The sequence below is a fragment of the Streptomyces sp. NPDC056948 genome, from assembly GCF_042674225.1.
In the GTDB taxonomy this organism is placed as follows: domain Bacteria; phylum Actinomycetota; class Actinomycetes; order Streptomycetales; family Streptomycetaceae; genus Streptomyces; species Streptomyces purpurascens.
In genome coordinates, this window is record NZ_JBHUQX010000157.1 from 1 (window position 1) to 19,678 (window position 19,678).

General features: G+C 72.4%; 18 protein-coding genes and 1 pseudogene. 10 read left to right on the forward strand and 9 right to left on the reverse strand.

All coding sequences use genetic code 11. The annotated features are described in order from the left end of the window. Window positions 1-1,126 (reverse strand): aspartate aminotransferase family protein (locus ACFTZL_RS21125; RefSeq protein ID WP_382584864.1); only part of this gene is annotated, 1,126 nt, incomplete at its 3' end. A 222-nt stretch (window positions 1,127-1,348) separates the two neighbouring features. On the opposite strand from ACFTZL_RS21125, the gene ACFTZL_RS21130 reads away from it, so the two are divergent. Further along, the gene (locus ACFTZL_RS21130) at window positions 1,349-2,962 is read left to right on the forward strand and encodes a PucR family transcriptional regulator (protein WP_382584866.1); all 1,614 of its coding nucleotides are present in this window, start codon (window positions 1,349-1,351) and stop codon (window positions 2,960-2,962) included. 55 nt (window positions 2,963-3,017) lie between these two features. Here the strand turns inward: ACFTZL_RS21130 and paaE are convergent, their stop codons facing one another. From paaE to paaA, 5 genes are read right to left on the reverse strand one after another with little or no spacing between them, the layout of a single operon-like run. Beyond that, the gene (paaE, locus tag ACFTZL_RS21135; RefSeq protein WP_382584869.1) at window positions 3,018-4,133 is read right to left on the reverse strand and encodes a 1,2-phenylacetyl-CoA epoxidase subunit PaaE; all 1,116 of its coding nucleotides are present in this window, start codon (window positions 4,131-4,133) and stop codon (window positions 3,018-3,020) included. Then, window positions 4,133-4,648, reverse strand: a complete 516-nt coding sequence (paaD, locus tag ACFTZL_RS21140; RefSeq protein WP_382584872.1) for a 1,2-phenylacetyl-CoA epoxidase subunit PaaD — start codon at window positions 4,646-4,648, stop codon at window positions 4,133-4,135. The genes paaE and paaD overlap by 1 nt, the downstream gene beginning before the upstream one ends. Next, the gene (gene paaC, locus ACFTZL_RS21145; RefSeq protein ID WP_382584875.1) at window positions 4,642-5,469 is read right to left on the reverse strand and encodes a 1,2-phenylacetyl-CoA epoxidase subunit PaaC; all 828 of its coding nucleotides are present in this window, start codon (window positions 5,467-5,469) and stop codon (window positions 4,642-4,644) included. The genes paaD and paaC overlap by 7 nt, the downstream gene beginning before the upstream one ends. A 10-nt stretch (window positions 5,470-5,479) precedes the next feature. Continuing rightward, window positions 5,480-5,773, reverse strand: coding sequence for a 1,2-phenylacetyl-CoA epoxidase subunit PaaB (paaB, locus tag ACFTZL_RS21150; protein WP_382584878.1), 294 nt, complete (start codon window positions 5,771-5,773; stop codon window positions 5,480-5,482). Beyond that, window positions 5,770-6,756 carry a 1,2-phenylacetyl-CoA epoxidase subunit PaaA gene (paaA, locus tag ACFTZL_RS21155; RefSeq protein ID WP_382584881.1) on the reverse strand — a complete coding sequence of 329 codons (987 nt, stop codon included), beginning with the start codon at window positions 6,754-6,756 and terminating at the stop codon, window positions 5,770-5,772. The genes paaB and paaA overlap by 4 nt, the downstream gene beginning before the upstream one ends. A gap of 198 nt (window positions 6,757-6,954) precedes the next feature. On the opposite strand from paaA, the gene paaI reads away from it, so the two are divergent. From paaI to ACFTZL_RS21170, 3 genes are read left to right on the forward strand one after another with little or no spacing between them, the layout of a single operon-like run. After that, window positions 6,955-7,374, forward strand: a complete 420-nt coding sequence (gene paaI, locus ACFTZL_RS21160) for a hydroxyphenylacetyl-CoA thioesterase PaaI (protein WP_382584914.1) — start codon at window positions 6,955-6,957, stop codon at window positions 7,372-7,374. Continuing rightward, on the forward strand, window positions 7,371-8,684 hold the full coding sequence (paaK, locus tag ACFTZL_RS21165) for a phenylacetate--CoA ligase PaaK (protein ID WP_382584884.1): 1,314 nt from the start codon (window positions 7,371-7,373) through the stop codon (window positions 8,682-8,684). The genes paaI and paaK overlap by 4 nt, the downstream gene beginning before the upstream one ends. 20 nt (window positions 8,685-8,704) lie before the next feature. After that, entirely contained in the window at window positions 8,705-8,932 is a 228-nt protein-coding gene (locus ACFTZL_RS21170; protein WP_382584887.1) for a hypothetical protein, read from the forward strand. Here the strand turns inward: ACFTZL_RS21170 and ACFTZL_RS21175 are convergent. After that, a complete protein-coding gene (locus ACFTZL_RS21175) occupies window positions 8,899-10,113 on the reverse strand; it encodes a PP2C family protein-serine/threonine phosphatase (protein ID WP_382584890.1) in 1,215 nt (404 codons plus the stop codon). The two genes, ACFTZL_RS21170 and ACFTZL_RS21175, sit on opposite strands and share 34 nt — an antisense overlap. Window positions 10,114-10,229: 116 nt before the next feature. After that, complete coding sequence (locus tag ACFTZL_RS21180) at window positions 10,230-10,988, reverse strand: IclR family transcriptional regulator (protein WP_382584893.1); 759 nt, start codon at window positions 10,986-10,988, stop codon at window positions 10,230-10,232. A 201-nt stretch (window positions 10,989-11,189) separates the two neighbouring features. Here ACFTZL_RS21180 and ACFTZL_RS21185 point away from each other — a divergent pair, with 201 nt between their 5' ends. From ACFTZL_RS21185 to ACFTZL_RS21210, 6 genes are read left to right on the forward strand one after another with little or no spacing between them, the layout of a single operon-like run. Then, the gene (locus ACFTZL_RS21185) at window positions 11,190-12,773 is read left to right on the forward strand and encodes an ABC transporter substrate-binding protein (protein ID WP_382584896.1); all 1,584 of its coding nucleotides are present in this window, start codon (window positions 11,190-11,192) and stop codon (window positions 12,771-12,773) included. A gap of 3 nt (window positions 12,774-12,776) precedes the next feature. Further along, window positions 12,777-13,733: an ABC transporter permease gene (locus tag ACFTZL_RS21190; RefSeq protein ID WP_382584899.1), complete on the forward strand. Its 957-nt coding sequence runs from the start codon at window positions 12,777-12,779 to the stop codon at window positions 13,731-13,733. Then, window positions 13,730-14,614 (forward strand): ABC transporter permease, encoded by an 885-nt coding sequence (locus ACFTZL_RS21195; protein WP_382584902.1) that lies wholly within the window; start codon window positions 13,730-13,732, stop codon window positions 14,612-14,614. The genes ACFTZL_RS21190 and ACFTZL_RS21195 overlap by 4 nt, the downstream gene beginning before the upstream one ends. Beyond that, window positions 14,614-16,362 (forward strand): dipeptide ABC transporter ATP-binding protein, encoded by a 1,749-nt coding sequence (locus tag ACFTZL_RS21200; RefSeq protein WP_382584905.1) that lies wholly within the window; start codon window positions 14,614-14,616, stop codon window positions 16,360-16,362. Before ACFTZL_RS21195 ends, ACFTZL_RS21200 begins: the two co-directional genes overlap by 1 nt. After that, the gene (locus ACFTZL_RS21205) at window positions 16,359-18,365 is read left to right on the forward strand and encodes a CocE/NonD family hydrolase (protein ID WP_382584908.1); all 2,007 of its coding nucleotides are present in this window, start codon (window positions 16,359-16,361) and stop codon (window positions 18,363-18,365) included. Before ACFTZL_RS21200 ends, ACFTZL_RS21205 begins: the two co-directional genes overlap by 4 nt. Then, window positions 18,332-19,066: a TetR/AcrR family transcriptional regulator gene (locus ACFTZL_RS21210; protein ID WP_382584911.1), complete on the forward strand. Its 735-nt coding sequence runs from the start codon at window positions 18,332-18,334 to the stop codon at window positions 19,064-19,066. Before ACFTZL_RS21205 ends, ACFTZL_RS21210 begins: the two co-directional genes overlap by 34 nt. On the opposite strand, the pseudogene ACFTZL_RS21215 reads toward ACFTZL_RS21210, so the two are convergent. Then, window positions 18,993-19,678: pseudogene (locus tag ACFTZL_RS21215) on the reverse strand (glycoside hydrolase 43 family protein); the annotation flags it as partial. The gene ACFTZL_RS21210 and the pseudogene ACFTZL_RS21215 overlap by 74 nt on opposite strands.

Below are 19,678 nucleotides of genomic sequence, written 5' to 3' on the forward strand. Positions count from 1 at the left end.
GGCCCTCGTCGACGGCGGCGCGCTGCACGCGGGCGGCGGTCTCGGGGTCGGGGCTGCCGTCCTCGGTGACGAACTCGCTGGCGAGCATGAGGCCGAGGCCGCGGACGTCGCCGATGCCCGGGGTGCGGTCGGCCACCGCCTCCAGGCCCTGGCGCAGCCGCTGGCCCATCGCCTCGGCGTTCTCGACGAGCTTCTCGTCGCGTACGACGTCGAGGGTGGCGCAGGCCGCGGCGCAGGCGACGGCGTTGGCGCCGTAGGTGCCGCCCTGCGAACCGGGCCAGGCCTTGGCCATCAGTTCCTCGGAGGCGGCGATGCCGGAGATCGGGAAGCCGCTGGCCAGGCCCTTGGCGGTGACGAGGATGTCGGGGGTGACGCCGAAGTGGTCGTGGCCCCAGAAGCGTCCGGTGCGGCCGACGCCGGTCTGCACCTCGTCGAGGATCAGCAGGAAGCCGTGCCGGTCCGCGCGCTCCCGCAGTCCTTCGAGGAAGGCGCGGTTCGCGGGCACGTACCCGCCCTCGCCGAGTACCGGCTCGACGATGATCGCGGCCGTGTCTGCGGGCGAGGAGATCGTCTGGAGGGTGTAGTCGAGTTCCTGGAGGGCGAAGCGGGTGGCGGCCTCCTCGTCCCAGCCGTACCGGTAGGCCGTGGGGAACGGCGTGACGACCACACCGCTCATCAGTGGGGAGAAACCGGACCGGAAGCGGATCCCGGAGGTCGTCATGGAGGCGGCGGCGACCGTACGGCCGTGGAAGCCGCCGTGGCAGACCAGGACGTTGGGACGGCCGGTGGCCTGGCGGGCCAGCCGCAGCGCCGACTCGACGGCCTCGCTGCCGGAGTTGGTGAAGAACAGGCTGTCCAGGCCGGCCGGCAGCACCTCGCCGAGCTTGTCGACGAGGCGGCGCAGCGGCTGGTGCATGACGGTCGTGTACTGGCCGTGCACCAGCGTGCCCACCTGCTCCTGTGCCGCCGCCACGACCTTGGGGTGGCAGTGCCCGGTGCTGGTGACGCCGATGCCGGCGGTGAAGTCGAGGTAGCGGCGGCCGTCCTCACCGTAGAGATGGACGCCCTCGCCCCGGGCGGCCACCACGGGCGTGGCCTGGCGAAGGTGCGGCGACAGTGCGGTCATGTTCGTCTCCCGGCCGTACGTCGAGGTCTGCTTGCGGTGATCCGCGGTACTGGTCCGACACCCCGAGCATCCGGGCCGCCGCGCGACGCGACAACGCGTGATCTGTCCAGCCGGAACGCGTTGTTCGGACGTTGTGTCAACCACCGGACCCCCTTGGCACCGTCCGTCCCTCCCGTGGACAGCTCTTGCGCAGGTCAGTGCCGCTTGTCAGAGTGACCAGGCATGCAGGGAGCCACCGTGAACCCACACCCGCCGAGCGTCGCCGACGTCCTGGCCCTGCCCGTCCTGGCAGCCGGGCAGCCCCAGGTCGTCACCGGGCTGGCCGAGCTGGACCGGCCGGTGCGCTGGGTCCACATCACCGAGCTGACGGACCCGGCCTCCTTCCTCAAGGGCGGCGAGCTGGTCCTGACCACGGGCATGCCCCTGCCCGACGACGCCGCGGGGGTCCGCCGGTACGTCGACGAACTCACCGAGGTGGGCGCGGCCGCCCTGGTCATCGAGCTGGTACGGCGCTACCACCGGCCGCCCGACGCCCTCGTCCAGGCCTGCGGCGCCCGGGGGCTGCCCCTGGTCACCCTCGCGCGGGACGTCAACTTCCTGGAGGTCACCCAGGTCGTCCACGCGCTCATCCTCGGCAGCCAGGCCGACGCGATGCGCCGGACGCAGCGGATCCACGAGGCGTTCACCGCGCTGACGCTGCGCGGCGCGGGACCCGAGGACGTGGTGCGCGCGGCGGCGGAGATGAGCGGCCGCACGGTCGTCCTGGAGAACCTGGTGCACCAGGCGCTGATCTGCGAACCGTCGGGGAGCACGGTGGAGGAGGCGCTCGGTGACTGGGAACAGCGCTCCCGGGCCACCGAGCCCGGCGACCACACCGAGGAGGGCGGCCCGGAGGGCTGGCTCACCGCGCCCGTCTCCTACCAGGGCGAACGCTGGGGCCGCCTGGCCATGCTCCAGGCCCCCGTCGACGGCCCGGCCTTCGGGCCGGAGCACATCACGGTCCTGGAGCGGACGGCGATGGCCCTGACCGTCGCCCGGCTCATCCACTCCACGCCCTGGGAGCACACGGCCCACCGCACCGCCCTGCGGGAGCTGGCGGAGCAGCGCCACCACTCCCCCGAGGACGCCCGCGCCCGCTGTGCCGCGCTGGGCCTGCCCACGGAGGGCAGCCGTTACCTGGCGATCCTCGTCGACCTGGGCCCGGGTGCCGAGGGAGGCGAGCTGGAGACCCGGCTGCACAGCGAGCTGCGGTCGGCGGGGGTCTCGGCTCTGGTCGGCGAGCTCGCCCCCGGCCGCCTCGGCGTCCTGCCGGCCCTGCGCCCCGCCCAGCCCTGGCGCCCCACGGTGGAACGGCTGTGCCGCAGCGCGCTGGGTCTGGTCCCGGGGGCGATCGTCGGCGTCGGCTCGGAGGTGGCGGACCTCGCCGACACCGCGCGCTCCTTCCGGGAGGCGGCCCGTGTCATAGAGGCCACCCCGCCCGGCCAGCTTCCTCCCCCGGACCGTTCCTTCCACGAACTGCCGGACATCGATCTGCGCCGCCTGCTGTACGCCCTGCGCGAGGACACGCGCGTCCAGGACTACACCGAGCGCCGGCTCGGCCGGCTCATCGACCACGACACCCGGCACGGCACCGACCTGCTCACGACGCTGGGCCACTACCTCGACGCCGCCGGCAACAAGACCACCGCGGCCCGTCGCGGCGGTCTGTCCAGGGAGACCATGTACCAGCGCCTGCGCACCATCGAACGCCTCCTCGAATCCGACCTCGAATCCGGGGAGCGGCGCACCGAACTCCACGTCGCCCTCACGGCGTTGCGCGTGCTGCGCGCCGGGTGAAGGATGCCTCAGTGCCAGTTGAGAAACACCCACCTGCAATAAGGCGACCGGCAACTCAGGTGTCGAAGTCCACCGTCAGGGCGTCGGAGACCGGGAACGACTGGCAGGTGAGGACGTAGCCCGCGTCGACCTCGGCCGGTTCGAGGGCGAAGTTGCGCCGCATGTCGGCCTTGCCGTCGGTGACCAGGGCGCGGCAGGTGCCGCAGACGCCGCCCTTGCAGGCGAACGGCAGGTCCGGGCGGGTCTGCTGGGCGCCCTCGAGGATGCTCCGCTCCCGAGGGAGGGCGGAGGTGGTGGAGCGGCCGTCGAGGGTGACGGTGACCTGGCTGACCGGGCCGGTCGGGCCGGTCTCGGCGTGGTGGACCTCGCGCACGGGTTCGTCGTCGGCGTAGAACAGCTCCTGGTGGACGCGGTCGGCGGGCACGTCGAGACCGGCCAGGACCTGCTGGGCGGCGCGGACCATGCCGTGCGGGCCGCACAGCCACCAGTGGTCGGCGGAGTTTACGTCGACCAGCGCGTCGACCAGAGCCGACAGCCGGTCGGCGTCGAGGCGGCCGGAGAGCACCTCGGCCTCGCGGGGCTCACGGGAGAGGACATGGGCGAGCTGGAACCGCGTCGGGTGGAGGTCCTTCAGGTCGGCGAGCTCGTCGGCGAACATCACGGTGCCGGTGCGGCGGTTGCCGTAGAGGAGGGTGACCGTCGAGCGGGAGTCGGCGGCCAGGACGGACTCGGCGATGGAGACCATGGGCGTGATGCCGGAGCCGGCCGCGATCAGGACGTGGTGGCCCGGGGCGGTGAGGTCGGGCGTGAAGGCGCCGGTGGGTGCCATCACCTCGACGGTGTCGCCGGGGCGTACGTCGCGCACCAGCCAGGAGGAGAAGAGGCCGCCCGGTACGACGCGTACGCCGATACGCGGGGCGGTACCGGCGGGCGAGCAGATCGAGTACGAGCGGCGCTCGTCCCGGCCGTCGATGTCGCGCCGCAGGGTGAGCGACTGGCCCGGCTCGAAGGCGAACTCCTCGGCCAGCTCGGCCGGGATGTCGAAGCTGACGGCTGCCGCGTCCTCGCACAGCGGCTGCACGGCGGCGACCCGCAGGCGGTGGAAGACCGGACGTCGGCGGGCCCGCGCGCGTGCCGCCGGGACGGGGGCCGGCTCCATCAGGTCGTCCATCAGATCTCCTTGACGTACTCGAACGGCTCGCGGCAGGCGAGGCAGCGCCACAGGGACTTGCAGGACGTGGCGGCGAAGCGGGAGGTCTCCTCGGTGTCGTGGAAACCGCAGCGGGGGCAGGGCACCGAGCGGCGGGTCGGCGACAGCACGAGCGGGACCGGGCCGGTGGTGCGCGCGGGCGCCGCCCCGGGCGGGGCGATGCCGTGCTCGGCGAGCTTGCGCCGGCCGTCCTCGGTGATCCAGTCGCTGGTCCACGGCGGGTCGAGGACGGTGCGGATCTCCACGCGCGCGTAGCCCGCGTCCCGGAGCCGGGCGGCGACTCCGGCGCGCATCTCCGCCATCGCCGGGCAGCCCGAGTAGGTCGGGGTCAGGCTCGCGACCACCGTCCCGTCCGGGGTCAGGGACACGTCGCGCAGCACTCCGAGGTCGGCCAGGGTGAGCATGGGCAGCTCGGGGTCGGGCACCTGCTCGGCGATGCGCCGGGCCCGCCGCGCGTCCAGGAGTGTCGTCACCATGTCGCCTCCGGGTGGGCGCGGGCGATGCCCTGCAACTCGGCCAGCAGCGGGGCGAGATGCTCGGTGTGCTCGCCGGTGCGGCCCGAGCCGGGCAGCGGCCGGTAGACGGGCATGGGCAGTCCGGCCGCCTCGGTGACCTGACGCAGGACGGCGACGACCTCGTCCCGTACGTCGTACGCCGTGAACAGCTCGCCCAGGTAGGGCGCCGCCTGTTCCAGTGCCGTGCGCGTCCGGCGGTGCGACTCCTCGGTGCCGTCGCCGAGGCGCACCACCCACTCGGCCGCGTACTGCCGGTGGTACGCCAGCTCCTTCACGCCCTTGGCGGCGATCGCCGCGAGCACCGGGTCCCGGTGGGCGGTGAGCCGCTCGAAGTACGCGAGGCGCCAGCTCGAGAACACCAGCAGCCGTACGGTCGAGAACGCGAAGTCGCCGTTGGGCAGTTCGGCCAGGCGTACGTTGCGGAAGTCTCCGGCGTCCCGGAAGTAGGCGTAGGCGTCCTCGCCGCGGCCGGTGCCGTCGACCTGGCCCGCGCGGGCGTAGAGCAGACGGGCCTGGCCGAGCAGATCGAGTCCGATATTGGCCAGGGCCACCTCCTCCTCCAGCTCGGGGGCCCGGGTGGTCCACTCGGCGAGCCGCTGGGCCGAGACCAGGGCGTCGTCGGCCAGGGTCACGCAGAGATCGGCCAGTTCACCGGCGTCGACGCCGTCGGGCACGGTCGTGTCGACGCCGTGCAGGGGGTCCTCGAAGCCGGTGCCGTAGGCCCAGCGGGTGTCGTCCTCGTGTCCCTCGGCGAGGGTCAGATAGACGTGGTCGTCACTCATGCCCTCTCCTTCAGATGTGCGGGACGTCGTCGGGGATGTCGTAGAAGGTCGGATGCCGGTAGACCTTGTCGGCGCTGGGCGCGAAGAACGGGTCCTTCTCGTCGCGGGTGGATGCGGCGATGTGCTCCGAACGCACCACCCAGATGCTCACGCCCTCGTTGCGCCGGGTGTACAAGTCGCGGGCATGAGTGAGCGCCATGCGGTCGTCGGCAGCGTGCAGCGAGCCCACGTGCACGTGGTTCAGGCCGCGCTTGCCGCGCACGAACACCTCGTACAGCGGCCAGCCCTGCTTGTCGGCGCTCATGCCACCGCTCCCTTCTCCGCACGGGCGGCCTCCTTGGCCGCGTGGGCGGTGGCCGCCTCGCGGACCCAGGCGCCCTCGTCGTGGGCGCTTCTGCGCCGCTCCGTCCGCTGGGCGTTGCACGGGCCGTCGCCCTTGATGACCCGCATCAGCTCGTCCCAGTCGGGGGTGCCGAAGTCATGGCGTCCCCGCTCGTCGTTCCAGCGCAGCTCCGGGTCCGGGAGCGTCACGCCGAGCTTCTCGGCCTGCGGGACGGTCATGTCGACGAAACGCTGACGCAGTTCGTCGTTGCTGTGCCGCTTGATCTTCCAGGCCATCGACTGCGCGGAGTTGGGCGAGGCGTCGTCGGGCGGGCCGAACATCATCAGGGACGGCCACCACCAGCGGTCCACCGCGTCCTGCACCATCTCCCGCTGTGCCGCGGTGCCGCGCATCATCGTCATCAGCAGCTCGTAGCCCTGCCGCTGATGGAACGACTCCTCCTTGCAGATCCGCACCATCGCGCGCGCGTACGGCCCGTACGAGGACCTGCACAGCGGCACCTGGTTGCAGATCGCGGCACCGTCCACGAACCAGCCGATCACCCCGACGTCCGCGAAGCTCAGCGTGGGGTAGTTGAAGATCGACGAGTACTTCTGGCGGCCCTCGATCAGCCGGTCCGTGAGGTCCGCGCGGTCCGCGCCCAGCGTCTCCGCCGCCGAGTACAGATACAGCCCGTGCCCGGCCTCGTCCTGGACCTTCGCGAACAGAATGGCCTTGCGGCGCAGCGACGGCGCGCGCGTGATCCACTCGCCCTCCGGCTGCATGCCGATGATCTCCGAGTGCGCGTGCTGCGCGATCTGACGGATCAGTGTCTTCCGGTAGCCCTCCGGCATCCAGTCGCGCGGCTCGATCCGCTGGTCCCGCGCGATCGTCGCGTCGAAGTGCTGCTGGAGAACCGGCTCGGCGCCGTCCGCCCCCGCGGGGCTGGAGCGTGTCGTATCCATCCGTCCCACTTCCCAACCGACCATTCGTTCGGTACATGATATGACAGGCCCGGGCGCCTTGGTAAGCCCTCGACCCTTGACATGCCCGGAGGCGATGGGATTACTTGGCAACGCCGAAGCTAACCGAATGTTCGGTCGGTAGACAAGGTGGTGCGACAGGTGACCCATACCGCTGACGCGACGCCCGCCGCGGAGGCGATGTTCGCCGCGGACCAGGCCTCACGCGGGCTCGGTGTCGAGCTGCTCGAGCAGGGCGAAGGGACCGCCGTGCTCCGGATGACCGTGACCCCGGGGATGGTGAACGGGCACGGGATCGCCCACGGAGGCTACGTCTTCCTGCTCGCCGACAGCGCCTTCGCCTGCGCCTGCAACAGCCACGGCCCGGTGACCGTCGCGGCCGGGGCCGACGTCACCTTCGTGGCCCCGGCGTACGAGGGCGACGTGCTCGTGGCGCGGGCCGAGGAACGCACCCGGTTCGGCCGCAGCGGCCTCTACGACGTGAGCGTTCTGCGGGGCGACGAGGTGATCGCGGAGTTCCGGGGCCGCAGCCGCACCATCGGGAGCATGAGCGCGAGTACGAGGACGAGCGCGAGTACGACGTCGAAGGAGTCGCGATGACCGGCGAGCCCCTCCCCCAGGATCTGCTGGACGACGCCGAGCGCCTCACCCGCGAGCAACTGCGCGAGCTCCAGCTCGACCGGCTCCGCCGGAGTCTGCGGCACGCCTACGACAACGTGGAGACGTACCGGAAGAAGTTCGACGCCGCCGGGGTCACCCCCGAGGACTGCCGGTCGCTGGAGGACCTGTCCCGGTTCCCCTTCACGACCAAGGCCGATCTGCGCGACACCTACCCGTTCGGCATGTTCGCCGTCCCCATGGACCGGGTCCGCCGTGTCCACGCCTCCAGCGGCACCACGGGCCGCCCCACGGTCGTCGGCTACACGGAGAACGACGTGTCGATGTGGGCGGACCTGGTCGCCCGCTCGATCCGGGCCGCCGGCGGGCGGCCGGGGCACAAGGTGCACATCTCCTACGGCTACGGGCTTTTCACCGGAGGCCTCGGCGCGCACTACGGCGCGGAGCGCGCCGGCTGTCTGGTGATCCCGGCCTCCGGGGGCATGACCGCTCGCCAGGTGCAGATCATCCAGGACTTCGAGCCCGAGATCATCATGGTCACGCCGTCCTACATGCTGACGCTCCTCGACGAGTTCGAGCGTCAGGGCATCGACCCTCGCTCCACCTCCCTGCGGGTGGGCATCTTCGGCGCCGAGCCTTGGACGGAGGAGATGCGCCGCGAGATCGAGGAGCGCATGGACCTCCACGCCGTCGACATATACGGCCTGTCCGAGGTGATCGGCCCGGGGGTCGCGCAGGAGTGCGTGGAGACCAAGGACGGCCTGCACGTATGGGAGGACCATTTCCTTCCCGAGGTCGTCGACCCGATCACGGGTGAGGTGCTGCCCGAGGGCGAGGAGGGCGAGCTGGTCTTCACGTCCCTGACCAAGGAGGCGTTGCCGGTCGTCCGCTACCGCACCCGCGACCTGACCCGGCTGCTGCCCGGCACGGCCCGGCCCGCCTTCCGCCGCATCCAGAAGATCACCGGCCGCTGCGACGACATGATCATCCTGCGCGGGGTGAACGTCTTCCCCAGCCAGATCGAGGAGATCGTCCTGCGCACGCCCGGCGTCGCCCCGCACTTCCAGATCCGGCTGACCCGGCGCGGCCGCCTGGACCACATGACCGTCCACGTCGAGAGCCGCCCGGGCACACCCGCCGACCGACGCGAGGCCGCCGCCCGCGCGATCGCGCAGGACGTCAAGGACGGCGTCGGCGTCACGGTCGACGTGACGATCGTCGAACCGGAGACGCTGGAGCGGTCCGTCGGCAAACTCCGGCGGGTGAAGGATCTGCGCGAGGGATCCGCCTAGGCCCGCCGAAGTCGGCTGCGGTGAAGTCCGTCGCGTTCCTGCTGGCGGTGATCGACAGCAAGATCGGCGGGCGGCGGCAGGACGGTCTCGTGCTGGAAGTGGGGTTCTTCGGGGTGCTGCTGCCCCTGTGCCTGCTGACCTACCGTTGCGTCGAAGTGCCCGGGCGGGCCTGGGGCCGCGGGTTGGCTCGTCGCGTGGGGCCGCGCGGCGGGCGTCAGCGACACCCCGCCTCGCAGGCCGGAGCGTGAGCCGGGCTGCCGGGGTCGATCGTTGCGGCGATGCCTGCCTCGGATGCCGCCGGCTTGCGGATCAGGAGCAGGGCCGCGTCGTCGTGCAGCCGTCCGCCGACGTGGGCCAGCAGTTCGTCGTGGAGTGCGCCGAGGGTGCGGGCCGGCTCGTGGGAGACATGGCGCTCCAGCCCTTCGGCGAGCGGGTAGAAGGCCCGGCCGTGGTCGCGGGCCTCGGTGACACCGTCGGTGTAGAGCAGCAGTTGGTCGCCGTCGGCGAACGGGAGCGCCTGGAGACCGGGCGAGTGGCCGGCCAGGGCGCGCAGTCCGAGGGGCGGGGACGCCAGATCGGGCTCGACCGGCGTGACACTCCCCGAGGCACTCACCAGCAGCGGAGGCGTGTGCCCGCAGTTCACCACCTCCAGATGACCGCCCGGCGGATATCCGGCGACCACGGCGGTGACGAAGTCGTCGTGGCCGAGATTGCGCGTCAGGCTGCGCTCGATCCTTTCGACCACGGCGAGCAGGTCGGGCTCGTCATGGGCGGCCTCGCGAAAGACGCCCAGCACCAGCGCGGCCGTCCCCACGGCGGGCAGCCCCTTGCCGCGCACATCGCCGACGATCAGCCGCACCCCGTGCCGGGTGGGTATCAGCGCGTAGAGATCCCCGCCGATGCGGGCCTCGGCCGCGGCGGCGCTGTAGCGGACGGCCACCTGGAAGGGACCGACGTTCGCCGGTACGGGCCTGAGCAGCGCGTGCTGGGCGGTCTCCGCGACCGAGCGGACGGCCGCGAGCACCCGTTCGCGGCGCCCGCGCAGCACACTGGCCAGCCCGCTCGCGAGCGTGACGGCCGTCAGGGCCGACAGCACCGCGGCCAGTTCACGGCTCGGAACGCCGTCCCGGACCCCGAGCAGCGCGCCGAGCACCGCGGCGAGGAGACCCACACAGACGACACCTCGCGGCCCGTTGGTCGTGGCCGCGAGGGCGGGGCCGGCGGCGAGCAGGGGCAGCCAGATCATCCCCGCGCCGTCGGCGAGATCGGCGAGCAGGACGGCTGTGACGACCAGTCCGGGCAGGACGGGCATACCGGCGGCCAGCTGCGCGAAGGCGCGCCTGCGGGCCGAACCCCCGGCACCGGCCACTCGATTCGTGGACGGCCCCGCAGGCCGGTGGTCGGCACCAAGGTCACGCGCATGGCTCATGTTGGTATCCGGGTCCCTCACCTGTGCGCGGGGCGCGAATCCGAGAAGCGCACCCCTGAAATGTCTGTTTCATCCAGATAAAGGGGTGACCTGGGGCACCGGCAAGGAGCGGATTTTCAGATAGTGAGCGAGAGGCTCCGCGTCACCCGGCTCGCGGTCGGGAGCAGCCGCTCCCGGACCTCCTGCAGCCGGGAGAAGCGGTTCACCGGCAGGGAGACACCGAGGGATCCGAGCGTGTCCCCGCTGTAGACGGGGACGGCGACGCAGACCGTGCCGAGGGCGTACTCCTCGAGGTCCGTGACGGCCGGGGCCATGGGCTCGGCCTCCAGTCGCCGGAGCAGTTCCGGCAGGCTGGTGATCGTCCGCGGGGTGAGGTCGGCGAGCTGGTGACGGGAGAGGTAGTCCTTGCGGGCCTCTTCGTCCAGTTCCCGCAGCACCGTCTTGCCCAGTGCGGTCGCGTGCCCCGCGTCCTCGAAGCCCACCCAGAGATCGACGCGGGGCGTCCCGGGTCCGTCGACGATCTCGGCGACCCGGATCTCGCCGTCCTCGTAGAAGGTGAGGTAGGCGGCCGACGCCAGTTCGTCCCGGAGCGCGCCGAGCGTGGGGCGGACACGGCTGAGCAGCGCCTGCGCCCGGCCGGTGGTCCGGAGCGTCTGCAGCTTGTCGCCGAGGACGAAGCCGCCGTCGTCCAGCTTCCGCACGTATCCGTCGTGGACGAGGGTCCGCAGCAGGTGATAGGCGGTGGCCAGGGGCAGGCCCGTCTCCCGCGCCAACTGCTTCGCCGGCGCGCCGTTCTCGTGCGCGCTGACCGCCTCCAGCAGGCGCATGGCCCGCTGGACGGACGTGATCAGCGTAGGGCCGACTTGCTCAGCCATAGGACCAGCCTGCGTCAGGCGTACGGAGGGGGCAAGGCGGCCGGGCATCCCACCCGGCCCACCCACGGGCCCGGAGCCGCCGTCGCGTTTGTGACGACTTCTTCACAGCCCGAAGGGTTGGCTTGAAACCGCCTGCTCGCTATCGTTCACGGACTTCACTCAATCGTTCAGCGTACGAATAGCGACAGGGAAGGTCGGTTCATGTCCGGCACGCATCTCCCAGGGCGCCGCTCGGTGCTCGCCGCGGGCACCGCCTGTGCGGCCTCGCTCGGCGCGTCCTGGCTGCTGTCCGGCTGCTCGGGCGCCACCGCCGCACCCGTCCTGCCGGCCGCCGCCCAGCGCGGCGCGCCCGACCGCGGCGGGACCCTGCGGATCGCCCGTCCGCCCGCCTCCGACGCCGAGACCCTCGACCCGGCGAGCTCCCTGTCCGCCTACGAATACCTGGGCGCTCTCTACAACCGGCTGGTCCGCATCGGCGCGGACGGCGAGCCGGCTCCCGATCTCGCCGAGTCCTGGGAGCCGGACAGCGCGGCGCGCACCTGGACCTTCCGGCTCCGCAAGGGCGTCACCTTCCACGACGGCCGGGCCTTCACCTCCGCCGACGCCGCCTACACGCTGCGGCACATCCTGGACAAGGCGACGGCGTCCCCGCAGGCCGGCGTCCTCGCCCCGCTCGTGGACCCCGGGCGGTTGCGCACACCCGACGCCCACACCCTCGTCGTGCCGCTGAAGGCCCCGAACGCCGAGTTCCCGAGCCTGCTCACGCACTACAACTGCTACGTCGTCCCCGAGGGCAGCGGGAAGTCCATCGGCCGCACCGGTATCGGCACCGGCCCCTTCAAGCTGGAGTCCTTCGCACCGGCCGGCCCCGGCCGCGTCACCGCGTACCGGGACCACTGGGCGGGCCGTCCGGTGCTCGACGCGATCGCCTTCTACTCGGTCGCGGACATGTCGGCCCGCTCGAACGCCCTGCTCGCCGGGCAGGTCGATCTGCTGTCCCAGACCAATCTGGACTTCGCCACCGCCCGTGTCGTGGCCGCCTCCGACCGCGCCACCATCGCCCGGGTGAAGAACGCCCAGTGGTACGTGCTGCCGATGCTCACCACCGACAAGCCCTTCACCGACGTCCGGGTCCGCCGGGCCATGAAGCTCGCCTACGACCCCGAGCACATCGTGAAGGCCGCGTTGCAGGGCGCGGGCAAGCCCGGCTGGGACAACCCGGTGCCCCCGGACGACCCGGCGCACATCGCCGCGCACCCCGAGCACGATCCGGAGCAGTCGCGGTACCTGCTGAGGAAGGCGGGCCACGAGGACCTGGCCGTCGACCTGTACACCTCCGCGTACGACCCCCTCTTCACGCCCATGGCGCTCGCCTACCAGGAGTCGGCGAAGCGGGCGGGCATCCGGATCCGCGTCAAGACGGCGTCGGCGGACTCGTACTACACACAGATCTGGATGAAGCAGCCGCTGATGGCCACCTACTGGTACACCGGCCGGCCCGTCGACCAGCTCTTCAACCAGGTCTTCCGCGGCGGCTCCTCGTACAACGAGACCGCCTGGTCCGACAAGGGCTTCGACGCCCTGCTCGACCGGGCGCGTGCCGAGACCGACGACACCAGGCGCCGTGAGCTCTACGGCGAGGCGCAGACCTGGGTGATCGACAAGGGCGGCGCGATGACCCCGATGTTCGCCGACCGGCTCGTGGGCATCTCGCGCAAGGTGCGCGGTTACGCCGAGCACGGCTTCGAGTTCGACTACCTCGGCATCGGCCTGAAGGGGGCCTGACCAATGCTCTCCTTCGTCGCCCGCCGGCTCGCGGCCGCGCTCGGCACGCTCCTGCTCTCCTCGCTGCTGGTCTTCCTCGCCGTCCAGGCCCTGCCCGGGGACGTCGCCACCCAGGTCCTCGGCAAGGACGCGACCCCGCAGGCGGTGGCCGAGCTGCGCGGCAGCCTCGGCCTTGACCGGCCCGCATTCGAACGCTATGGCGACTGGATGTGGGGCGCCCTGCACGGCGACTTCGGCACGTCCCTCGTCTCCGGGACGGCGGTCGGTGGTGAAGTCACCCAGTATCTGGGCAACTCCATGCTCATCGCCGCCCTCACGATCCTGTTCGCGGTGACCGGCTCGCTGCTGCTGGGCATCGTCGCCGGGCTCTACCGCGACCGCTGGCCCGACCACCTCATCTCGACGGTCAGTCTCGTCGGCATGAGTGTCCCCGAGTTCGTCGTGGCCACGGTCCTCGTGCTGTGCTTCTCGGTCGCGCTGCCGTGGTTCCCCGCGGTCGTCCTCTACGGCCCCGATGCCACGGTCGGCCAGCTCCTGCCCGCCGTCTGGCTCCCGGCCCTCGCCCTCGCGGTGGTGATGGCCGCCTACATCGTCCGCATGGCCCGCACCTCGGTGATCGACGTGATGGCGAGCGAGTACGTCACCACCGCCCGGCTCAAGGGCCTGTCCACCTGGCGGGTCGTCACCCGGCACGCCCTGCCCAGCGCCCTGCTGCCCGTCCTGCACGTGATCGCGCTCAACGTGGCCTGGCTGCTGGGCGGCGTCGCCGTCGTCGAGAACGTCTTCAACTACCCGGGCATCGGCAAGCTGATGCTCTCCTCGGTGCAGAACCGGGACCTGCCCGTCATCCAGGCCATCGCCCTGATCAGCGCCGTCGTCTACGTCGTGTGCAACCTCGCCGCCGACCTCGGCGCCATGGCCCTCAATCCCAGGCTCCGCACCCGAGGGAGGACCCGATGACCACGGTCGACACCGTCCGGGCCGACGCCCCGGCCCCGCGCGCCGCCCGTGCGTGGCGCACCCTGCGCTCCTCGCGCGCGGCCGTCGTGGGGCTCGTGATCGTCGCCGTCCACGTCGTGATCGCGCTGCTGGCCCCCCTGCTCACCTCCTACGACCCGATCGCAGGCAACGCCTCTCAGGCCCTGCTCGGTCCGGGCGGGGAGCACTGGGCGGGCACCGACCAGTACGGGCGTGACGTCCTCGCGCGTGTCCTGTACGGCGGCCGGTACGCACTCGGGGTGTCCGTCGCCGCCACCGTCGTGAGCGTCGCCCTCGGCACGGTCATCGGCTGTGCGACCGCCCTGCGCGGCGGCTGGTTCGACGACCTGATCGGGCGGGTGCTGGACGCCGTGCTGGCCATTCCGGCGGTGCTGGCACTGCTCGTGGTGGTGACCGCGCTCGGCACCGGACCGGCCGTCATCGTCCTCGCCGTCGCGGTTGTCTTCGTCCCCCAGGTGGTGCGGGTGGTGCGCGGCGCCGCCCTGGCGGTCGTGCCCGCCGACTACGTGACCGCCGCCCGGGCCCGCGGGGAGGGCACCTGGTCGATCCTGCGCCGGGAGGTCCTGCCGAACATCGTCGACGTGGTGTGCGTCGAGTTCGCGATGCGTGCCTCCTGGGTCGTGCTGCTGATCTCCTCGCTGTCCTTCCTCGGTTTCGGCGCCGACCCGCCGACGCCGGACTGGGGCCTGATGGTCGCCGAGAACCGCACGGCCATCACCGTCGTGCCGATGGCGAGCGTCGCGCCGATCATCGCCCTGGCCACGCTCGTGATCGGACTCAACCTCGCGGCCGACGGCCTCTCCAAGGCCTGGGGCGTCGACCGGATCAGGGAGGGCCTGTGATGACCCCGCTCGTCTCCGTCGACTCCCTGTCCGTGGCGTACCGCTCCGGCGGCCGTCGGATACCCGTGGTGCACAAGGTGTCGGTCGAGGCCGCCGCTGGCCGGACGCTCGCGCTGGTCGGCGAGTCCGGCAGCGGCAAGTCGACCCTCGCCGCGGCCCTGCTCGGGCATCTGCGGCACGGCTCCCATGTCACCGGCGGCTCGGTGACGGTGGACGGACAGGACGTCTTCGCCCTGTCCGCGCCCGAGCTGCGGCGGCTGCGCGGCCGGACGGTCGCCATGGTCGCCCAGAACGCGGGCCAGGCGCTGACCCCCTCCATGCGCGTCGGCCGCCAGATCGCGGAGGCGGGCGGCGACATCCCCGTCACCGAACTGCTCGACCAGGTCCGGCTGCCGCGCCCCGCCGAGCTGGCCCGCCGCTATCCGCACGAGCTGTCCGGCGGCCAGCAGCAGCGCGTCGCCCTCGCCATGGCCATCGCCGCCCGCCCCAAGGTGCTGGTCCTGGACGAGCCGACGACCGGCCTGGACGTCGTCACCCAGCGGGGCGTGCTGGACCTGATCGCCGCCCTGCGCGACGAACTGGGCCTCGCGGCCGTGCTGGTGAGCCACGATCTGGGCGTCGTCGCGCACCTGGCCGACGAGGTGTGCGTGCTGAAGTCGGGCCGGGTGGTGGAGTCGGCGCCGACGCGGCAGTTGTTCGCCCTGCCCCGGGAGCCGTACACGAAGCGGCTGCTGGCGAGCGTGCCGCGGCTGGACGACGCCGGTCTCGCACTCGTGCGGGAGACGGGCGAGCGCGAGATCCGCCCGAGGGCCGTGGTGCCCGAGGACGCGCCGGTCGCCGTCTCGGCCCGTGACGTCACCGTCGACTACGGCAGCTCCCGTGCCGTGGACGGAGTCTCCTTCGAGGTCCGGCGCGGTGAGGTGCTCGCCCTCGTCGGCGAGTCGGGCAGCGGCAAGTCCACGCTGGCCTGGACCCTCGCGGGGCTGCGCACACCGTCCGGCGGCGCCATGACCCACGAGTCGGGCGATCTGACCCGGCCCGCGCAGCGACGGCAGATGTCCCTGCGGCGACGGGTCCAGCTCGTCTTCCAGAACGCGGACACCTCGCTCAACCCCCGTCGCTCGGTCGGCGACGCCATCCGGCGCCCGCTGCGGTTCTTCGGCACGGCCGACGGCCGGGCGGAGTCCGCCGAGCGCGCCCGGCGGCTCATCGCCGACGTACGCCTGGACCCGGCCTTCGCCGACCGGCTGCCCGCCCAGCTCTCCGGCGGCCAACGGCAGCGCATCGGCATCGCACGGGCGCTGGCGGGCGAGCCGGACGTCCTCATCGCCGACGAGATCACCACCGCGCTGGACGTCTCCGTCCAGGCCGATGTGCTGCACCTGGTCGACGACCTGCGCCGGGAACGCGACCTGGCCTGTCTGTTCATCAGCCATGACCTGGCCGTCGTGCGCGGCATCGCTGACCGCGTCGTCGTCCTGCGCGGCGGTGTCGTCGTCGAGGAGGGCCCGACGGAAGCCGTCTTCTCGGATCCCCGGCACCCGTACACGCGGCAGCTCATGGCGGCCGCCCTCGAACCCGACCCCGACGCCCGGCCGCCGGTGGAGGCGGCCCCCGATTGGGCCGACGCCGCCCAGGAGGGCGAGATGTGGACCGACCACGGCGACGGCCACCGCGTGCGCCGCTGGCGGCCCGCCGGCGCCCCCGACGACAACCCGACCGCTCCCGTCGCAGAAGGAGTTTCGTGAAGTACCGCGACCGGTTCGAACGCCAGGTCGTCCGCGAGGACGTGTGGATCCCCACCCGGGACGGCAGGACCCGCCTGCACGCCCGCGTCTGGCGCCCGGCCGACGCCGAGTCGGACCCCGTCCCCGCGCTGCTCGAGTACCTGCCGTACCGCAAGAGCGACTGGACCGCCCCGCGCGACGCCCAGCGCCACCCCTGGTACGCCGGTCACGGCTACGCCTCCGTCCGGGTCGACGTCCGCGGCCACGGCGACAGCGAGGGCACACCGGGCGACGAGTACGACGCCCAGGAACTCGCGGACGGCGTGGACGTCGTCAACTGGCTCGCCGCACAGCCCTGGTGCACCGGCAAGGTCGGCATGTTCGGCATCTCCTGGGGCGGCTTCAACTCCCTGCAGATCGCCGCCCTCGCCCCCGAACCGCTCAAGGCGGTCGTGACGGTCTGCTCCACCGACGACCGCTACGACAACGACGTCCACTACACGGGCGGTGCCGTCCTCGGCATCGACATGCTCGCCTGGGCCGGCACCATGCTCGCCTTCACCGCACGCCCGCCGGACCCCGCGAACGTGGGCGCGGACCGCTGGCTGCCCCTGTGGCGCGAGCGCCTCGAGACGCTCGAACCCTTCCTGCACACCTGGCTGGAGCACCAGCAGCGGGACGACTACTGGCGGCACGGCAGCGTCTGCGAGGACTACACGGCGATCGACGCGGCCGTCCTCGCGGTCGGCGGCTGGAACGACCCCTACCGGGACACCGTGCTGCGGCTCGTGGAGCACCTCCCCGGTGACCGGGTACGGGGCATCGTCGGCCCCTGGTCGCACCAGTACCCCGACCGGGGACTGCCGCCCGGCCCGGCCATCGGGTTCCTCCAGGAGACCCTGCGCTGGTGGGACCAGCACCTCAAGGGCGTCGACACGGGCGTCATGGCGGAGCCGCTGCTGCGCGCCTGGCTCAACGACCCCGTACCGCCCGCCCCCTCGCACGAGGAGATGCCCGGCCGCTGGGTGAGCGCCGCCGAGTGGCCCAGCCCGGACGTCACCTGGGACACCCGTCCGCTCGGCGAGAGCCGCGACCCGGTCGTCGTGCGCTCTCCGCTGCACACCGGCCTCGACGCCGGCCGCTTCTTCCCGTTCGGCAACGCCGCCGACCTGCCGCCCGACCAGCGCGAGGAGGACGGCCGGTCCGTCTGCTTCGACTCCGCGCCCCTGGACCGGCGCGTGGAGATCCTCGGCCGGCCGCGTGTCCGGCTCCGCCTCGACAGCGACACACCCCGGGCCCATGTCATCGCCCGCGTGTGCGACGTCGCTCCCGACGGCTCGTCCACGCTCGTCACCCGGGGCGTGCTCAACCTGCTCAGCAGGAAGGGCCGCGAACACGCCGTCGAATGGACTCCGGGGACGTACGAGGACGTCGAGGTCGACCTCAACGGCATCGGCTACGCCTTCCCGCCCGGCAACCGTGTCCGTGTCGCCGTCTCCGACGCGTACTGGCCCTGGGTGTGGCCGCACGGCGAACGCGGGGCGCTGCACGTCGTCCCGGCCGGCAGCGCGGTCCTGCTGCCCGTGCGCGAGGCGGCCGACGAGATCGCCATCCGCTTCGAGGAACCGGAGCAGGCGGTACCGATGCCGGTCACCTACGACACTCCCCCCGACCCCCGCCCCGAGCGGCTGGTCACGCACGATGTGGCCAAGGGCGAGTGGACCCTGGAGGTCGACCCCCGATACGGGGGGTCCCGGACGTACCCGGACGGGCTGCGCTACGAGGAGAGCGCCCGCGAGACGTACACCATCCGCACCGACGACCCGCTGTCGGCGCGAGCCGTCTCCGAGTGGCGCATCCGGCTGCGGCGCGGGGACGACTGGGACGCTGAGATCATGGCCCGGACGGAGCTGCGCGCCACGGCCGCGGAGTTCATCATGGACAGCCGTATCGAGGCACGGGGGAACGGAGAGACAGTGGCCGAGCGCGCATGGCACCGCACCACCCCGAGGACGTCGGGATGACGGGCGCCGAGCAGCCGCGGCAGGGCGGGAAGGGCCCGCGCCGTGCCGTCGCCGCCCGCGACCGGACCCGGCAGCCCACCGAGGTGCGGCGGCGCCTCATCGTCGACGCGGCCGTCCCGCTGATCGCGGAGCGCGGCTACAAGTCGGTCGGCGTGCGCGACGTGGCCGCCGCGGCCGGGGTGTCCGTCGGCACGGTCACCTACCACTTCGACAGTGTGCAGGAGGTCCTCTCCGAGGCCATGGTGCTGCACATCGAGCAGTACTACGCGGCGCTCAGCGAGGCCGCCGAGCACGCGACCAGCGGGGCCGAGGCGCTCAGGCTGCTCGTCGACGCGCTGTTCACCGAGGACACCGACCGGCACTGGCGGATGTGGTTCGACTTCTGGCACGCGGGCGAGCAGAGCACGGACGAGACCTTCGCACGGGGGCAGGCCGACCGGTACGCGGCCTGGCACCGGCAGATCCGCGCCCTGGCCGAACGGGGCGTCGCCGACGGCGAGTTCAGCAGTGACGACCTCGACGGCTTCACGGCCCGCTTCGCCGCCCTCGCCGACGGCCTCGCCCTGCAACGCCTGCGCCAGGCACCTCCCCTGACCACTCAAGAGGCGCGGCACCACCTCAACCGGTTCATCGAACGGGAGCTCGTTCCCCAGCCCGGTACGTCACCTCGTCGAAGTCGGCAGGGTGCCCGCCCCCGCTGAGGTCCCAGGCCCACAGGCCGACGAACGCGCCGGTGAAGCCGAGGGCGCGGATCTGGCCGTCCTCGATGTGCTCGGCGTGCTCGTCGGACAGGACCGTCGCGTCCAGGACGGGGCCGAAGGGCTCCCAGCCCCGGCCGGTGTCGTACCGGAAGCGCAGGTCGGCCCCTTCGAAGTCCAGGCCGAGCCGCAGCCGTGCGATGTCGCCGAGCGGCGCCTCACCCGCTTCGTCGACGCCGAGCACACCCCGGTCGCTGCTCGCGACGCGCAGGACGGGCCGCCCCTCGTCGTCCACGGTGACGTACAGGTAGTACCAGTTGCGGGTGTTGTAGTACGCGGTGATCCCGGCCAGATGCTGGAACGCGTGGGGCCGGTACTCCATCGTCGCCTCGAACGAGCAGCGCGCCGATGTGACACGTCGGGCCACCAGGCTGGGCTCGACCAGGCTCTGCGGTGACCGGCCACCGCGAAGCCGCAGATGGGACGGGCGTTCGGTGAGCGAGACCCAGTCGGGGGTCGCGGGGCGGCGCAGTGTCGACCACCGGGGGCCCAGGACCGGGCCGTCGAATCCGTCGGTGTCGTCCTCGACCGCGTGGTCCCTGCCCGCCGTGGAAG

Coding starts and splice junctions, on each gene's coding strand:
- ACFTZL_RS21130 (WP_382584866.1), top strand. CDS start 1,349: ATGCAGGGAGCCACCGTGAACCCACACCCGCCGAGCGTCGCCGACGTC.
- paaE (WP_382584869.1), bottom strand. CDS start 4,133: ATGGACGACCTGATGGAGCCGGCCCCCGTCCCGGCGGCACGCGCGCGG.
- paaD (WP_382584872.1), bottom strand. CDS start 4,648: ATGGTGACGACACTCCTGGACGCGCGGCGGGCCCGGCGCATCGCCGAG.
- paaC (WP_382584875.1), bottom strand. CDS start 5,469: ATGAGTGACGACCACGTCTATCTGACCCTCGCCGAGGGACACGAGGAC.
- paaB (WP_382584878.1), bottom strand. CDS start 5,773: ATGAGCGCCGACAAGCAGGGCTGGCCGCTGTACGAGGTGTTCGTGCGC.
- paaA (WP_382584881.1), bottom strand. CDS start 6,756: ATGGATACGACACGCTCCAGCCCCGCGGGGGCGGACGGCGCCGAGCCG.
- paaI (WP_382584914.1), top strand. CDS start 6,955: ATGTTCGCCGCGGACCAGGCCTCACGCGGGCTCGGTGTCGAGCTGCTC.
- paaK (WP_382584884.1), top strand. CDS start 7,371: ATGACCGGCGAGCCCCTCCCCCAGGATCTGCTGGACGACGCCGAGCGC.
- ACFTZL_RS21175 (WP_382584890.1), bottom strand. CDS start 10,113: ATGAGCCATGCGCGTGACCTTGGTGCCGACCACCGGCCTGCGGGGCCG.
- ACFTZL_RS21180 (WP_382584893.1), bottom strand. CDS start 10,988: ATGGCTGAGCAAGTCGGCCCTACGCTGATCACGTCCGTCCAGCGGGCC.
- ACFTZL_RS21185 (WP_382584896.1), top strand. CDS start 11,190: ATGTCCGGCACGCATCTCCCAGGGCGCCGCTCGGTGCTCGCCGCGGGC.
- ACFTZL_RS21190 (WP_382584899.1), top strand. CDS start 12,777: ATGCTCTCCTTCGTCGCCCGCCGGCTCGCGGCCGCGCTCGGCACGCTC.
- ACFTZL_RS21195 (WP_382584902.1), top strand. CDS start 13,730: ATGACCACGGTCGACACCGTCCGGGCCGACGCCCCGGCCCCGCGCGCC.
- ACFTZL_RS21200 (WP_382584905.1), top strand. CDS start 14,614: ATGACCCCGCTCGTCTCCGTCGACTCCCTGTCCGTGGCGTACCGCTCC.
- ACFTZL_RS21210 (WP_382584911.1), top strand. CDS start 18,332: ATGGCACCGCACCACCCCGAGGACGTCGGGATGACGGGCGCCGAGCAG.